This window comes from Lentibacillus halophilus, assembly GCF_055395055.1.
This window is the reverse complement of sequence record NZ_AP043750.1, coordinates 2,220,747-2,235,593: the sequence shown is the minus strand read 5'-3', so window position 1 is coordinate 2,235,593 and position 14,847 is coordinate 2,220,747. Positions and strand designations below refer to the sequence as shown.

Genomic DNA, 14,847 nt, shown 5'->3' with positions numbered 1-14,847 from the left:
TCCCTCACAATCCGTGCATTCAGTTACTTCTCAGGCTGTATTTGCTGCAAATACCCTTCTATCCTGTCGAGTGTCAGGCCGCCTTCCACAATTTCGACAATTTTACCGTCCGGATCAATGAAAAATGTAGTTGGAAGCGGTTCAACCTGATAGGCATTCCGTACTTCTTTATTGGAATCATGCGGGACCGGAAATGTCAAATCATACTCATTTATGAATTTATCGACAACAAATGTCGTCCTGTCCAAGTTGACAGCGATGATTTCAACACCTTTTTTCTTGTATTCCGGATAAAGCGACTCCATGTAAGGCATTTCTTTTTTACACGGCGGGCACCATGTACCCCAGAAATTCAGCATAACGCCTTTGCCTTCATAATCACTTAATCTGACAGTGTCAAGCTCATTATTTTTATTAATCTGTTCCAGTTTAAAATCAGGAGCCTGACTACCAACACTGACATCAGTCGTATCCTTGGTCAAATTCGACACGAGCGCGTAGATGACAGCAACGAGTAAAACGGCTAAGACAATGGACCTGAATATAAGCCGGTTTTTCTTTTTATTTTTTTTGGATGCTTTTCTTTTATCCGTATCCATAGTCATTCACTCCCGATCTTATTGTATCATGGAACGAAAGAAACGAATTTGTCTATTTTTTAACATTTTTATCGGATGCTAAATGACGCATTCTTTTAACCTCATGTGGGGTGAGCGGTCTGCTGTCTCCCGGCTGCATTCCTTGCAGATGAAGAATGCCGTATTGTTCCCTCTTCAATTTCAAAACCGGATAACCGATTTCATCCATCATACGCCGGATATGTCTATTTTTCCCTTCATGAAGTGTTATTTCCAGAATGGCCGTATTGTTTTTCTTATCCACTTCATACATTCGATACGTCACGGCTTTTAATAAATCACTGTCAGAGTGGATGCCTTTTTTCATTCGATACAGCTCTTTTTTGCTTGGAATTCCTTTGACTTTGGCCACATACACTTTGTCTATTTGATATTTCGGGTGCATGAGCTGATTGGCGAAATTTCCATCATTGGTCAAAAGAAGAATGCCTGACGTATCGTAATCAAGTCGGCCGATCGGATAAATCCGTTCCTTAACCTCACCAAGATAATCCGTTACAACGCTTCTGCCTTTATCATCGTTTAAGCTGGAAATGACACCTCTTGGTTTATAAAAAAGATAGTAAACCGGTTCTTCTTTTTCCAAACGAACGCCATTGACTTCCACGTTATCACGGGGGGACACCTTGGTTCCCAATTCCGTTATCACGTTGTCGTTGACTTTCACCTTGCCCGCAACAATCAGTTGTTCTGCTTTTCGTCGGGATGTCACCCCACTCTTTGCGATCACTTTTTGCAGTCGTTCATTCGTGTTCGTCATTATATCACCATTTTCCTTCATTGAGTCCAACCATAATAATAGCGTTAACTTAATGTTAACGCTAGTTGAAGAGATTATCCAAATAATAAGGTAACGACAACAATCGATGCTATAATACCAACCAAATCGGCAAGAAGTCCAACTTTTAATGCGTAATGCATTTTGCGAATTCCAACCGCCCCGAAGTAAACGGTTAGTATATATAACGTTGTATCCGTACTTCCCTGCATGGTTGAAGCAAGTCGGCCCACCAATGAATCAGGCCCATGTGTGCTGATTAATTCGGTCGTCATTCCCAGTGCTGCTGTTCCCGAAATAGGTCGGACCAGTGCCAGCGGAATAATGTCCGGTGGCACCCCTATTTTGACCAGAAACGGCGAAATAAGCTGAATAAAAGCTTCCAGAGCACCGGAGCTGCGTAAAATAGAAATAGCCACAATCATTCCAACTAAAAAGGGGAGTAATGAAAACGCCATCCGAACACCATCTTTTCCGCCTTCCACAAAGGTCTCATAGGCAGGCACTCGTTTCCATGTGGATACGATGAGGACAATGGCAATAAAGCATGGGATCAGCCATGTGCTGATGGTTGTGATAATTCCCATCGTTATTTCCTCCTGATGCTTCTATAATAAAACACACGATCAATCACTAAGGCACTGACAGTCGAAATAAACGTCGCAATGATGGTTGTACCAACAATTTCCGTGGGAGAGGCCGAACCATTTTGCATCCGTATGGAGATAACCATCGTTGGGATGATGGTCAGACTCGATGTATTTAATGCCAAAAACGTGATCATTGATCGTGAAGCCTCGTCCGAACCGCTCAATTTTTTCATTTCCTCCATCGCTTTAATGCCCATTGGTGTTGCAGCATTGCCCAATCCAAATAGATTAGCGGTAATATTGGACAAAATATAACCAATGGCCGGATGATCATTCGGTATATCAGGAAATATTCGAATAATCAATGGCCTGAATAGCTTGGAAAGGAACGCCAAAATCCCTGCTTCTTCTGCAACTTTCATGATCCCAAGCCAAAAAACCAATATACTGATCAATCCGATGGACAAGGTGACTGCCTCTTCGGCACTATCGAACAATGCTTCATTAACCTCGTCCATCGTTCCGTTAAACATGGCGTACACAATGCCAATAACCGCCATCAACGCCCATATGACATTAACCATAAGTATCGAGCCCCATCATTTGCTTGTAAACAGTTACAATCGTATTCACAAATGATGCTGGTTGTCTTCGTTCAGCATATATTGGCGTTTCTGCAATAGGTAGCGACCTTGCAAAAAAAATGGTCTTTCCGATGGTTTGCCCATTTGGATACTTGGATTCTTGACGAATAAACGATTGTTTGTCAATCGCATTCTGTTCCTTTTCACGAAGCGGAATGGTTATATTATGATGCAAATAGCCAACAATCTGATGGTCGGTATCCTTTATGTCGTAACGATTCTCACCCTTTTCGGCAATGGTCGTCATATCATAGGTTTCAAAACCCCACTCGAACAGCCCGATATGGTCTTGCCAATCATCCGGTGCATCGAGTGTGACAGCAATCAACTCCATGCCATCCTTTTCCGCAGCCGTCATCAATGTTCTACCGGCAGTACTTGTGTACCCGGTTTTCCCCCCCGTCGTGTGGCTATAAAGAGAGGTGACCAATTTATGTTTGTTGCGCCAGACATAATCTCCGTTTTCGGCTTTATAAACTTTTGTTCCGGCAACTTTCCTAAAAATGTCATTATCCATGGCATAGCTCATCAAAAGAGCCATATCATACGCGGTGGAGTAATGGTTGTCTGCATCAAGCCCATGTGGATTGTCAAAAACAGTGTTGGTCATTCCCAGCCATTCTGCTTTTTTATTCATTAAATAGACAAATCCTTCCACACTTCCGCCTATATGTTCACTTATCGCAACGGCAGCATCATTACCGGATCGAAGCATTAATCCATAAACAAGATCTTTTAGTTTTATGTTTTCTCCTTTTTCCAAGTAGATTGATGATCCAATGGCTTGCTCGGCCCGTTCGCTGATGGTTACTGTCTCATTCAGTTTACCCGATTCAACAGCAATGATGGCTGTCATGATTTTCGTAATGCTTGCTATGGGCCGTTGTTTATGTGCTTGCTTATTATACAAGACGCGCCCGGAGGACTGTTCCATCAGGACAGCATTGTTGGCTGACACTCCAGGCTTGGCTTGTCCGACTGACGGATGAATCAGACTTATCATAAAAAAACAAATAATCATTAATACGGCATAACCACGCATAAACTTTTCCTCCTGCCGATGTGTTGTCGTTACAGTTTATGCGTGCGGGGCAGACACATATGACTGAAATCGGCCAGGCTTGCTAATTATAAGAAAGAAAAAAGCGCTACATTTCATTCACTTATTCGCCAGCCGGTTCATGACCATTTGAAAAATATAGGTCGGCTTCTTGTTCGATCTCTTGTTCATTAATCGTTTCCGGAAGCGGTGGTAATTCTTCCAGAGACACTAAGCCGAAATACGTCAGAAAATCTTTTGTAGTTACAAATAGAATCGGACGCCCCGCTTCCTCTTTTCTACCGGATTCCTCAACCAATGACCGTGTTATCAATGTTTGTACAGGACGATCACTTTTAACCCCACGTATTTCCTCAATCTCCGTCCTTGTAATGGGCTGCAAATAAGCGATGATCGCTAATGTTTCCAGGGCAGCCTGAGATAACTTTGAGGATGATGACGTTTGCAGCAATTTCTTCACATATGAACTGTGTTCCGGTTTCGTCGTTAAATAATATACATGATGGGATTGCATAAGCAGTATACCGCGATTCGTATGCTCATAATCAGATTGCAATTCTTCCAGTACATGGCCCGTTTGCTCAATCGTCATATCCAATACTGCCGCTAGTTGTTTGCATGTCACACCTTCATCGCCCCCGGCAAACAACAATCCTTCTGTGATCGCTTTTAATTCGCTCATTTTCACCATTAGTCCCCCAAACTATAAAAAACATATAATTCTCCAAAAGACTCTTCTTGTCGGCATGTAATGTCATTGTTTTTCATCAGCTCGAGAATAGCCATGAATGTAACGACAATATAGGATCGTGACGGATACACAAACAGCTGAGTAAACGCTATTCCATTGTCATGATGTTTAACGGTTTCAAGCACTGCTGTCATACGTTCTTCCAAGGGAATCTCACCGGTCTTAACCCTCGTCTCCAAAGGTTCATTCCATCTGTGACGATCATTCATCCGTTTCAGTGCATGTATCATATCATAAATGGACAACGTCTTTTCCTGAACAGGTTCATATGGCTCGGTACCGGAAAGGACAGCGGGAGGCCGCATGAATGTTTGATTGGTGCCTTTTTCCATTTCTCCAAGCTGTTGTGCTGCTTGTTTATATGTGCGATACGTCACCAGACGCTGCACCAATTCTTCACGTGGATCCTCGCTATATTCTTCATCAGGGTCTTGCCATTCTTGTCTTGGCAGTAGCATATGGCTTTTCAATTCCAGAAGCGTCGCAGCCATGACAAGATATTCACTGGCCACATTAAGCTCCAACTGCTGCATGGTATGGATATACTCCATATACTGTTCCGTGATTTGCGCTACGGGAATATCATATATATCAATCTCGTATTGATGTATTAAGTGAAGCAATAGATCCAATGGACCTTCAAACGCATCTAATTTAACGTAATAAGATTGATTCACAGGTTACCCTCCTCCCTCTCACGGTTCGCTTTTCACATCGCCCGGATTGATTCCTATTGGATAACCATTCATTTATCGTCGTCGTTGTAAAAAATTAAGTGAATATGGCGGAATCGCCTATACACCAAGGACGTTCCCGTCATAGGTTATTAATGCAAGATAAATGGTATCAAAATCATTTATCCGGTCAAATTAAAAAGGAGGAATATCACTATGAGTTACAATTATGGTGGTGGATTTTCGCTTATCGTCGTATTGTTTATTCTCCTGATTATCGTTGGTGCTGCTTGGATGTAACAGTTCACAACTGTTATCATCGGCTTATGCACAGATAAAAAGCCAGCTTTCCGGAGCTGGCTTTTTGTTTAATCATCTTTTCCGTTTTGCTGATCGGTATCACTGCATTTATTGAAAAAGTGTTGCGTTACATCATCAGCACAGACTGCATATTTATCCCCATACATTTGACGGATTTCCTGCACCATTTGTTGGCCAACTCCTGAATCGCGGTGGGATGGATTCACAGAGATATGCTGTATAACAGCGTTTATACCATCTTCAATCCGGATACCGATGGTACCAATCACATCTTCTTCTTTCCAAAGAAAAAGATGCCAATCTTGATTGGCTTCATATTCCTTAATAGTCTGCTGCAATTTTTTCACGTCTTTTTCTTCAGGCATAAACGACAGCAAACCCATTGCAATCTTTTCGTGATTTTTTTTATAACGAATTAACATACTTATCCCTCATTATGAAATGACTTGAGCCAGACACAAGCGCAAACCACCCAATCGTATCCATTGTGCTCATGTACAGAATTCATGACAGAGCCAATTTTTCATTCATTCTATACAATGAACCTCCATTGTGTGAAATATTTTATCAATGTGCCGGATCGAACCAGCCTATATCACTCTTTTGACCATTGATTTTTCCCTTGTTAATGGTTATTGTACGCCGCATACTAACAGGTAGCAACCATACGTTTTATGCCCCATCGAGCTGTCTGGATAAAAGAATTCAGTCACTCATAGGATCTATCATTTTTAACGACATCTTCATATGTCTCTCTCCGAACTACCTCTTGAGATTTTCCGTTTTCCGCAAATACCACTGCAGGTTTGGCAAAACGATTATAATGATTAGCCATGGAATACCCATAGGCCCCTGTGGAAAACACAGCCAAAATATCGTTCGGTTCCACAGCAGGCAATGGCAAATTCCATATAAGTATATCTCCTGATTCACAGCACTTTCCAGCCACTGAAACAGTTTGAACGTTTGGCAGAGAGGCTTTATTGGCAAGCACGCCTTCGTAGGCGGCCTGATAAAGTGCGGGACGAAGATTATCCGTCATACCGCCATCAACAGATATATAATGACGGACGCCGGGAACAGTTTTCATGGCGCCGACTGTGTATAAGGTCAGCCCGGCATTGCCAGCAATGGCACGTCCTGGCTCAATCCATATCTCCGGCGTTGGGATTTCGATGGCGGCAGCATGTTGTTGTACCGCGGACACCAATTCTTTTACAAAGGCCGGATAAGACAACGGTTCGTCCTCAGCCGTATAACGGATGCCAAAACCACCTCCCAAATTGAGTACATCCGGAATAAAACCGTATTCCGTATGCCAGTAATCCAATTTTTGAAACAGCAATTGTGCTGCAAGTAGTGGTCCGTCTGATTCAAACAACTGTGATCCAATATGGGAATGCAGTCCTTTAACATGAATTCGGCTATTACGGCGCAAACGCAAAAATGCCTGATCAGCTTGTCCATTGCTCAAATTAAAGCCGAATTTGGAATCTTCATTTCCTGTCATAATATATTGATGCGTATTGGATTCAATTCCGGGTGTAACGCGCATTAACACATGGATCGTTTTATGTTTGTCATGAAGAATGCGCTCAATCAAATCAATTTCGTAAAAATTATCGACGACAATACAGCCGATGTCGTGATCAATAGCCATCGTCAATTCTTCCAGGCTTTTATTATTGCCGTGCAAATGGATTTTGTTGACGGGGACGTCTGCCTGAAGTGCCGTGTATAATTCCCCTTTTGACACCACATCCAGGCTCATTCCTTCCTGATTGACTACCTGCAGCATCGCAATAGCAGAAAAAGCCTTGCTTGCATAAGCAACTTGTGCCTGGACACCTAATTCCTTAAATGTCTGTATAAACTGGCGGCAATTATCCCTGATGATCGATACATCGTAAACATACAACGGTGTCCCATACGTTTCTGCCAGATTCACCAGGTCAACGCCGCCCGCCTCCAGATGTCCTGCTTCGTTTATTTTAAATGGATGATTATCCGTTATCATGCACTTTCCCCTTTTCCATTTTCAACACAGTGACATGTGCTGACTTCCTTATCTGCCATCCTTTGACATTTGTTTACATGGTATAACGTAAAAACACTCTACCATAGGAACAACAAAAATAAAAGGGGGGGATATACCAACACGCCTTGAGCGATATTTTTCTTTTGACTTAAGAAAACACATAATCATTTTTTGTGTCTCGGCTGCCGGTAATCGTTTCTCGGATGGACAATGCTTGGACGACGATTGGAATATGGCATAGGAACACGGAAAAGAATTTCAATCATCGCTCTTGGATTAAATGGCAACAGCGGCCACATATATGGCGTTCTGATTGATTTAATTTGGATAAGCCAAAGGATATAGAACGTTGTCCCAATGGTAAATCCAACCATTCCAAATAGACCGGTTAAAATAACTAATCCAAATCGTACCATTTTATTGGCCACTCCCAGTTCATAACTCGGCGTTACATAGATACCAACGGAACTTAGAGCTACATACAAAATAACTTCCGGACCGAACAGGCCGACATCAATGGCAATTTGACCGATCAGCACCGCTGCAATCAGCCCCATGGCAGTGGATAACGGCGTGGGCGTGTGAATCGCGGCCATCCGTAAAAATTCCAGACCGAGATCAGCAAGAACAATTTGCAACGCAATCGGAATCGTTCCTTCATCTTTTGGTCCAATAAACGAGAGTTCACCCGGAAGCAATGTTGGTTCCATGGCAAACAAAAGCCATAAAGGCAAGAGGAAGATAGAAACCATAATGGCGAGAAATCTTACCCATCGTATGAATGTTCCAATGGCAGGTGCTTCACGGTATTCCTCGGCATGCTGCACATGATGAAAAAATGTTGTCGGCAGAATCATCACACTTGGTGATGTGTCCGCAATGATAAGAACATGTCCTTCCATCAAGTGAGTCGATGCAACATCCGGTCTTTCCGTATACCTTACTAAAGGATAAGGTTTCCACTTCCGGTGAATGATGAATTCTTCCAGCGTTTTATCCGCCATCGGAATCCCATCCACTTCAATCTGATTAATCCTGTCTCTGATTTCGTTTATAAGTCCTTCGTTGGCGATATCCTTAATATAACATAGGCAAACATCCGTTTTGGATCGTTCCCCAACCTTTAACATTTCATGACGGAGCCTTGCATCACGAATCCGTCTTCTTGTTAATGCTGTATTCTCAATAATATTTTCCGTGAAACCATCCCGCGAACCTCGGACGACATGTTCTGTATCAGGTTCCTGTGGTGTCCGTCCGGGATAATTGCGCGTATCCGCAATAAATGCGTACTTAATGCCGTCGACAAATATAATAACCAAACCGGACAACATTTGATCAACGGCTTCATCAAGCGTTTCCGCTTTATTGAGTTGCATATAGACAATTCGGTTTTCAATAATTTCCGGAACTTTTTTCATATTGCTTTCTTTATCATTAATATCAACCAGTTGCCAAATAATGTCCTGTACGACCGTGCTGTCACAAAGACCGGTCAAATAATATAGATGAACGTTCCTCTTAAGAACGGTCAGCTTACGGAAACCGAGATCAAAAGAGGTGCCGATTCCGAGTTGATTTTTTAAGTAGTCATCATTTTGTTCAATCTTTGCATAAACAGGATTCTTTTTTTTATCTTGCGTCATATATAACACTCCACTCATTACAAACTGGTTCAGCATCCGCTGTATGACAAAGTCCCGCGCCATATAATGCAGAAGCGAAACGATGATAACGAACCGTCACTTGACAAAAATTATCCATTGAAAAAGAGATCCGGCCACTTTCCCGAATACAACGGCCATTAAAAGCCACATCAGTTTATCATTCATATGTATACGTTTGGACAAAATAGGAAATACATTTAACACTTCCGTCAATGCGGCTGCAAGCATACCGTTAAACACACCATGAAATAATCCCCATACGAGCAACAGTATCTCCGACTGATCCCACGTTATATCCGCAAATGACATATGAATACCCAATAGAGACCCACTGATAATGCTGGCAATATATCCTTTTATATAGGCGCTTGACTTACTCAGCTGAATCAGTCGAGGAATAACCCCCAACAGTGTCAAAAATGCAACAAACCCACCCCCCACAGCGATACCAGCAGCAAAACCAATCCATATTTCTAGCAGATTAATCCAAATGGTCACGATTATTCAGCTCATTTTCATGATGACTGAGATAGTGATCCAAATGTTGCTGGTAATTAAATACTTCCACGTCCAGAGGGCTTGGTTCGTCATTGAACCGCTTGTTGAACCAATGGTTGAAAAACAGAAGCATGCCTATACCCAATCCGATAGAATAGGGAATCTGAATCCATAACGGGTAGTTCTCTTTCTCACCCGTTAGCAAAAAATGCAATTTCTGTTGAACTTCCTGCATACTGACGTCGTAGTGAAAGTTCATAATGGTCATGGCGGTGCCAATGAAAAGAAGCAACCATACCATGGATACAAGCAGGATATTGGGTGGCTTTTTGTCAATTTTAATATGAATGATGGTTTGCGCTGGTCCGATCAGTTGAAATTCCGTGTCGTTATATCGCTCGTTCAATTGATCAATGACCAAAAAACTGTCAATAACAACCACATTCTGATTCTTTTTGGAAATAGTAAAAAGAGACGTTTCTTCCAATTCTCTTTTAAATCGGTATGTGGCTGATATAAATGCGACATCTTTAAGTTTGACGTTTTGCGACCCCTTCCATTCCACATTTTTTTTCATACGTACATAAACGATCGGTGCCATGTAAAAACCACTCTTTTCATCACGCATTCGTTCTCATAGTATTGGCCGGATACAGAAAAATTATCACAAAGAAATGCCATGCCATCCGTTTGATTTATGTTAACTAATAAAATGTATTTCATCGTTCTATTAGATATATCTTGTTCATATCTTTTTACTGAGATTATTAATAGAAATTGTGAAGACATACGTTTGAACAATCGAAAACAGTACATTTATTCTGGGAAGGTTGATATAAAATGAATCTGAAATGGAAATATCATATTCTTGGGTACCTGGCAGCCATGATCATTATATTTTTGCTTATATCATTTATATCTTTGTCAAAAAGTCAACAGCGTTTTTTCCACTTGCCCATCGTTAATGAGTTGACGGAATCGGTGCTTATTTCCGAATCGCTATTATTAATGATGAGCTCGGAAATTCCTCAACTGGAAAATAATTTGAAAGCCAATAATATTACGGCACCCGATCTCTCATCTTTATTGTTTGAGTTTTCATCCGGAATCACTCCACATAATTTTACAACGTTACTTGGTGTAACACTTCCCGGTATGAATGCTTTTTCAAATGGAATACAAACGGAAGGATCCGGCACAGCCATGGCTATCGAGTCACCGCCTCCCGATTTTGAGAAATTACTTGAGGACGAAACGAAACAGACCACCTCTGAGCAGGAAGAGGAAGATATACAATCCAAGGAAAATGCCAATGTATTCATTTATCACAGTCATGCCTGGGAAGCATTTTTGCCATTAATGGATGATAAAAATAAAAAGCCGAGTGAAGCGTCCAGTATAAAAGATGATGAAAATATTGTTCAGGTGGGATCCATGCTCACCAAACAATTGGAAAAACAGGGGGTTACCGCGGTCCATGATAAAACCAATGTTACGGCAAAACTTCATGAACGCGGATGGGATTTCAATGATTCCTATAAATTTTCCCGGCAAACCTTACAGGAAGTAACAGCTTCCAACCATTCCGTTGATTATTTTATTGACGTACACCGGGATGCCCAGCGTAAAGATGCAACGACAGTTACCATCAATGGGAAGTCGTATGCCAAGCTGTATTTTGTGGTAGGTACTGGTCATAAAGATTACGAACAAAATCTGGCATTTGCAAAAACAATGAGTCGCATGATTAATGAAAAATACCCTAATCTCAGTAAAGGCGTCTATCCAAAAAGTAAATCAGAAGGCAATGGTATCTATAACCAAGATGTCTCCAAGCGATCGATGCTCGTTGAGTTTGGCGGTGTTGACAATACCCGCAACGAACTGCGAAATGCATCGGCTGCACTTGCGGATGTGATTCAAGACCATCAAAAACGTCAAAACGCCGAAAAAGTAAGCAATCCTCAATAACTCTTTTGTATGTAACAGGCAAAACAGCATTAAACGGATCAAAAAAACTGTTCCAGCCTTTTGTAGGCGGAACAGTTTTCATCATCCATTTATATACGCCTTTATATCATCCAGAATTTTTTTCTCAAGTCTTGATACCTGAACCTGCGAAATCTCCAGGCGCTCCGCAACTTCTGCCTGTGTTCTGTCCTTATAATACCGGAGATACAGAATTAATCGTTCACGTTCGTCCAGAACTCTGATCCCTTCCTGTAATGTGAGTTTATCAAACCAGGACGTATCATCATCAGCAATTTGATCAAGTAGTGTAATCGGGTCACCATCATTTTCAAATACAGTCTCATGGATGGAATGCGGTGACTTGGACGCCTCTTCAGCATGAACGACGTCTTCTGTCGTAATACCCAGTGCTTCGGCAATTTCAAGCACCGATGGCGAACGGCCAAGTGTTTTTGTTAGCTCATCACGTTTTTTGCGTATGCGATTCCCGGTTTCCTTGAGGGAACGGCTTACTTTCACACTGCCGTCGTCCCTGATAAAGCGCTGTATCTCACCGATAATCATTGGTACAGCATATGTGGAGAACCGGACATCATAGGACAAATCAAACTTATCAATCGCCTTAATTAATCCAATGCTCCCGATTTGAAACAAATCATCCGGATCATATCCGCGATTGACGAATCGCTGCACAACTGACCAAACGAGCCGGACATTCTTTTCAACAAGGATGTCACGAGCGTCATTATCACCTTGCTGGCTTTTATAAATATACGCTTTCACCTGTTCATTCGTCAACGACTCCTGATTGTTTTCATGTTTAACGTTTACATCCATAGACATCCCTATTTAGAAACCGTTTTTTTTGATAATTGCTTTTTCATATGAACCGTTGTACCATTCTCAGGTAACGATATAATCTCCAGATTGTCCATGAAATTTTCGATGATGGTGAATCCCATTCCGGACCGTTCCCATTCAGGCTTTGAGGTATACAGCGGCTGCCGGGCTTCATCCACATTATTGATGCCCGTTCCTTCATCTTTTATCATTATTTCCACTGTATCGTCCAATAATGTACAGGTGATTGCCACAAAATAACCTGGCTCATTGCTATACCCGTGAATAATGGCATTGGTCACTGCTTCCGAGACAACGGTTTTAATTTCGGTCAGTTCATCCATTGTTGGATCCAGCTGCGCTACGAACGATCCCACGGTCACTCTGGCAAATGCTTCGTTCTCACTGACACTCGAAAATGTTACATGCATTTCATTTTTCATGAAGCCACCCCCAACGCGGATAATGCGAGTTCTTCGTTCTCCTCCAAGCGGACAATTTTAAAAATACCGCTCATTTCAAATAATCTGTTAACAGGTGCTGAAACGGAACAAACCACCATCTCTCCACCAATCTGGAGCATTTCCTTATATCTGCCAAGGACAACACCGAGCCCAGAACTATCCATGAATGATACATCTGCAAGATTCACAATGACATGTCTGATGTTGTTTTTGTTCATCATTTCCTTCCATTCCGTTCGCAGTGTTTCGGATTCATGATGGTCCAGTTCACCGGATAAGCGTACAATTAATACATCTTGTTTTACATCAAACGACGTAGTCAGACTCATTCCAGTTCCTCCTTATTTTTCGTTATAGTAGCTATTCAATTTGGTCAAAGGAAATTCCTGCCCCTTGACAAAAGAAGAAGAAATTCGCCTGAATACACGTTATCTCACCATATTTTGCACTGTCCGCTTCAATAGTGTTATATACGATGCCTTATCAACATCATCTGTAATCGTCAACGGTGTTGTGGATAAGGTTTTTCCATCATTCTTCACAACCAAACGGCCAACCTGATCCCCTTTCTGAAGTGGCAATGTCAAATCAGCATCCATCTCTGTTGACGTAGTCACATGTTTGTCGGCTTCCCCTTTTTCATGGATGGTGCTCACGGACTGAGAAACAGCAACATCAACCGTTTGCTGTTCCGATTTCAAAAAGTCAATCGTTGTTACCGTGTCTCCTTTATCATATAAGTTTTCAGTCTCATAATGATTGAAAGAGTAGTCCAACATCTTACTTATGGCAGCATTGCGTTTTTTCGTTGTTTCAGCCCCCATAACGACTGCAATCATGCGCATATCATTTTTTTCAGCAGTTGCTGTTAAACAATATTTTGCTTCATTGGTATAACCGGTTTTCAACCCGTCAACACCCGGATAAAATTTCACCAGTCTGTTAGTATTAACCAGCCAGAATTCATTTTCTTCGCCTTTTCGTAAATAGTCTTCATAAATAGATGTATAGTTTGTCACCGATTCATACGTCAGTAGTTCTTTGGAAATTAACGCCATGTCACGTGCTGTACTGTAATGATTGTCGGCAGGGAGACCCGTGGAATTTTGAAATTGTGTATTATTCAACCCTAATGTGTCGGCTTTTTGATTCATTTTCTTTACGAACGCTTTTTCGCTGCCTGCTATTCGTTCTGCCAACGCAACACTGGCATCATTTGCGGATGCAATGGCTATTCCTTTAAGAAGGTCATCAACACTCATTTCTTCACCTTTTTCAAGAAAAATCTGGGATCCTCCCATAGATGCAGCCCGTTCACTGACGCGTATAGTTTCATCCTTTTCGATTTCCCCATTGTCAAGGGCTTCCATAATTAATAAAAGGGTCATGATTTTAGTCATGCTTGCAGGAGCAAGTTCCTCATCAGTGTTTTTTTTATACAACACCTTGCCTGTATCCCGTTCCATCAAAATGGCCGATTTGGCGTCCGGCACCAAATTTAATTCTTGCTCACCCTCCCCATTCTGGTCATCGTCCTCAGCAAAAACAGAAGTGCCCGGCATTACAAAATTGAAAAACACAATACCGGTCAGTAAGACAAATGTTTTCATTTTCCACCCTCCAGTATGTAATATAATTATAGGATTGCCATTAGAGGAGGGGTTTATACCGTATCTGATGATGTTGATAATGAAACGGGGCTGGGACAAAAGACGTTTTGTCAAATAGAAATCCGAACTATGATTCGCGAAAAATCTGAATCAGTTCGGATTTTTTGTTTAGCGCAGGAAAAACACGAAGACTCCTGCGGGATGAAAAGCCTAGATAAGACCCCGCAGTGCGACAAGCACGAGGAGGCTTATCAGCGCCCGCGGAAAGCGCAGTGTTTTTCCGAAGCGATGGCCACGTCTTAA

18 protein-coding genes are annotated in these 14,847 nt (G+C 41.8%); 2 read left to right on the top strand and 16 right to left on the bottom strand.

Annotation, left to right across the window (positions count from 1 at the left end; genetic code table 11):
- Positions 1-23: 23 nt before the first annotated feature.
- From resA to ACZ5Q7_RS11010, 7 genes are all read right to left on the bottom strand, one after another.
- Entirely contained in the window at positions 24-599 is a 576-nt protein-coding gene (gene resA / locus ACZ5Q7_RS11040) for a thiol-disulfide oxidoreductase ResA (protein ID WP_343753027.1), read from the bottom strand.
- A gap of 52 nt (positions 600-651) precedes the next feature.
- Positions 652-1,398: a pseudouridine synthase gene (locus tag ACZ5Q7_RS11035; RefSeq protein WP_343753731.1), complete on the bottom strand. Its 747-nt coding sequence runs from the start codon at positions 1,396-1,398 to the stop codon at positions 652-654.
- 74 nt (positions 1,399-1,472) lie between these two features.
- Positions 1,473-2,003 (bottom strand): spore maturation protein, encoded by a 531-nt coding sequence (locus ACZ5Q7_RS11030; protein ID WP_343753025.1) that lies wholly within the window; start codon positions 2,001-2,003, stop codon positions 1,473-1,475.
- A 2-nt stretch (positions 2,004-2,005) separates the two neighbouring features.
- On the bottom strand, positions 2,006-2,590 hold the full coding sequence (locus ACZ5Q7_RS11025; protein ID WP_343753024.1) for a nucleoside recognition domain-containing protein: 585 nt from the start codon (positions 2,588-2,590) through the stop codon (positions 2,006-2,008).
- A complete protein-coding gene (locus ACZ5Q7_RS11020) occupies positions 2,583-3,692 on the bottom strand; it encodes a D-alanyl-D-alanine carboxypeptidase family protein (RefSeq protein WP_343753022.1) in 1,110 nt (369 codons plus the stop codon). The genes ACZ5Q7_RS11025 and ACZ5Q7_RS11020 overlap by 8 nt, the downstream gene beginning before the upstream one ends.
- A 121-nt stretch (positions 3,693-3,813) precedes the next feature.
- The gene (scpB, locus tag ACZ5Q7_RS11015; protein WP_343753020.1) at positions 3,814-4,398 is read right to left on the bottom strand and encodes an SMC-Scp complex subunit ScpB; all 585 of its coding nucleotides are present in this window, start codon (positions 4,396-4,398) and stop codon (positions 3,814-3,816) included.
- Positions 4,399-4,400: 2 nt separating this feature from the next.
- Complete coding sequence (locus ACZ5Q7_RS11010; protein WP_343753018.1) at positions 4,401-5,138, bottom strand: segregation/condensation protein A; 738 nt, start codon at positions 5,136-5,138, stop codon at positions 4,401-4,403.
- A 213-nt stretch (positions 5,139-5,351) separates the two neighbouring features.
- Between ACZ5Q7_RS11010 and ACZ5Q7_RS11005 the strand changes: the two genes are divergently transcribed.
- Positions 5,352-5,435, top strand: coding sequence for a YjcZ family sporulation protein (locus ACZ5Q7_RS11005; RefSeq protein ID WP_188632618.1), 84 nt, complete (start codon positions 5,352-5,354; stop codon positions 5,433-5,435).
- A 68-nt stretch (positions 5,436-5,503) separates the two neighbouring features.
- Here the strand turns inward: ACZ5Q7_RS11005 and ACZ5Q7_RS11000 are convergent, their stop codons facing one another.
- The 5 genes from ACZ5Q7_RS11000 to ACZ5Q7_RS10980 all read right to left on the bottom strand — a co-directional run bounded on the left by ACZ5Q7_RS11000 (position 5,504) and on the right by ACZ5Q7_RS10980 (position 10,287).
- Positions 5,504-5,878, bottom strand: coding sequence for a GNAT family N-acetyltransferase (locus ACZ5Q7_RS11000; RefSeq protein ID WP_343753016.1), 375 nt, complete (start codon positions 5,876-5,878; stop codon positions 5,504-5,506).
- A 287-nt stretch (positions 5,879-6,165) separates the two neighbouring features.
- Positions 6,166-7,473: a diaminopimelate decarboxylase gene (lysA, locus tag ACZ5Q7_RS10995; RefSeq protein WP_343753014.1), complete on the bottom strand. Its 1,308-nt coding sequence runs from the start codon at positions 7,471-7,473 to the stop codon at positions 6,166-6,168.
- A gap of 185 nt (positions 7,474-7,658) precedes the next feature.
- Positions 7,659-9,140 (bottom strand): spore germination protein, encoded by a 1,482-nt coding sequence (locus tag ACZ5Q7_RS10990; protein WP_343753012.1) that lies wholly within the window; start codon positions 9,138-9,140, stop codon positions 7,659-7,661.
- Positions 9,141-9,236: 96 nt separating this feature from the next.
- Positions 9,237-9,665 (bottom strand): stage V sporulation protein AB, encoded by a 429-nt coding sequence (locus ACZ5Q7_RS10985; RefSeq protein ID WP_343753726.1) that lies wholly within the window; start codon positions 9,663-9,665, stop codon positions 9,237-9,239.
- Positions 9,643-10,287, bottom strand: coding sequence for a stage V sporulation protein AA (locus ACZ5Q7_RS10980; protein WP_464432864.1), 645 nt, complete (start codon positions 10,285-10,287; stop codon positions 9,643-9,645). Before ACZ5Q7_RS10980 ends, ACZ5Q7_RS10985 begins: the two co-directional genes overlap by 23 nt.
- Before the next feature lie 212 nt (positions 10,288-10,499).
- Here ACZ5Q7_RS10980 and spoIIP point away from each other — a divergent pair, with 212 nt between their 5' ends.
- Positions 10,500-11,630: a stage II sporulation protein P gene (gene spoIIP / locus ACZ5Q7_RS10975; RefSeq protein WP_343753008.1), complete on the top strand. Its 1,131-nt coding sequence runs from the start codon at positions 10,500-10,502 to the stop codon at positions 11,628-11,630.
- Positions 11,631-11,711: 81 nt separating this feature from the next.
- Here the strand turns inward: spoIIP and sigF are convergent, their stop codons facing one another.
- The 4 genes from sigF to ACZ5Q7_RS10955 form a co-directional block, all read right to left on the bottom strand.
- On the bottom strand, positions 11,712-12,467 hold the full coding sequence (sigF, locus tag ACZ5Q7_RS10970; protein ID WP_343753006.1) for an RNA polymerase sporulation sigma factor SigF: 756 nt from the start codon (positions 12,465-12,467) through the stop codon (positions 11,712-11,714).
- A gap of 8 nt (positions 12,468-12,475) precedes the next feature.
- Positions 12,476-12,913: an anti-sigma F factor gene (gene spoIIAB, locus ACZ5Q7_RS10965; RefSeq protein WP_343753004.1), complete on the bottom strand. Its 438-nt coding sequence runs from the start codon at positions 12,911-12,913 to the stop codon at positions 12,476-12,478.
- On the bottom strand, positions 12,910-13,263 hold the full coding sequence (gene spoIIAA / locus ACZ5Q7_RS10960) for an anti-sigma F factor antagonist (protein ID WP_343753002.1): 354 nt from the start codon (positions 13,261-13,263) through the stop codon (positions 12,910-12,912). The genes spoIIAB and spoIIAA overlap by 4 nt, the downstream gene beginning before the upstream one ends.
- Positions 13,264-13,362: 99 nt before the next feature.
- On the bottom strand, positions 13,363-14,544 hold the full coding sequence (locus tag ACZ5Q7_RS10955) for a D-alanyl-D-alanine carboxypeptidase family protein (protein WP_343753000.1): 1,182 nt from the start codon (positions 14,542-14,544) through the stop codon (positions 13,363-13,365).
- Between the last annotated feature and the right edge of the window lie 303 nt (positions 14,545-14,847).

What these genes read in the sequence shown, in the direction of transcription:
- ACZ5Q7_RS11035 (WP_343753731.1), bottom strand. Translation starts at nt 1,398, where the DNA reads ATGACGAACACGAATGAACGACTGCAAAAAGTGATCGCAAAGAGTGGG.
- ACZ5Q7_RS11020 (WP_343753022.1), bottom strand. Translation starts at nt 3,692, where the DNA reads ATGCGTGGTTATGCCGTATTAATGATTATTTGTTTTTTTATGATAAGT.
- spoIIAA (WP_343753002.1), bottom strand. Translation starts at nt 13,263, where the DNA reads ATGAGTCTGACTACGTCGTTTGATGTAAAACAAGATGTATTAATTGTA.
- spoIIP (WP_343753008.1), top strand. Translation starts at nt 10,500, where the DNA reads ATGAATCTGAAATGGAAATATCATATTCTTGGGTACCTGGCAGCCATG.
- ACZ5Q7_RS10990 (WP_343753012.1), bottom strand. Translation starts at nt 9,140, where the DNA reads ATGACGCAAGATAAAAAAAAGAATCCTGTTTATGCAAAGATTGAACAA.
- ACZ5Q7_RS11000 (WP_343753016.1), bottom strand. Translation starts at nt 5,878, where the DNA reads ATGTTAATTCGTTATAAAAAAAATCACGAAAAGATTGCAATGGGTTTG.
- ACZ5Q7_RS11025 (WP_343753024.1), bottom strand. Translation starts at nt 2,590, where the DNA reads ATGGTTAATGTCATATGGGCGTTGATGGCGGTTATTGGCATTGTGTAC.
- spoIIAB (WP_343753004.1), bottom strand. Translation starts at nt 12,913, where the DNA reads ATGAAAAATGAAATGCATGTAACATTTTCGAGTGTCAGTGAGAACGAA.
- ACZ5Q7_RS11030 (WP_343753025.1), bottom strand. Translation starts at nt 2,003, where the DNA reads ATGGGAATTATCACAACCATCAGCACATGGCTGATCCCATGCTTTATT.
- lysA (WP_343753014.1), bottom strand. Translation starts at nt 7,473, where the DNA reads ATGATAACGGATAATCATCCATTTAAAATAAACGAAGCAGGACATCTG.
- sigF (WP_343753006.1), bottom strand. Translation starts at nt 12,467, where the DNA reads ATGGATGTAAACGTTAAACATGAAAACAATCAGGAGTCGTTGACGAAT.
- resA (WP_343753027.1), bottom strand. Translation starts at nt 599, where the DNA reads ATGGATACGGATAAAAGAAAAGCATCCAAAAAAAATAAAAAGAAAAAC.
- ACZ5Q7_RS10980 (WP_464432864.1), bottom strand. Translation starts at nt 10,287, where the DNA reads ATGCGTGATGAAAAGAGTGGTTTTTACATGGCACCGATCGTTTATGTA.
- ACZ5Q7_RS11005 (WP_188632618.1), top strand. Translation starts at nt 5,352, where the DNA reads ATGAGTTACAATTATGGTGGTGGATTTTCGCTTATCGTCGTATTGTTT.
- ACZ5Q7_RS10955 (WP_343753000.1), bottom strand. Translation starts at nt 14,544, where the DNA reads ATGAAAACATTTGTCTTACTGACCGGTATTGTGTTTTTCAATTTTGTA.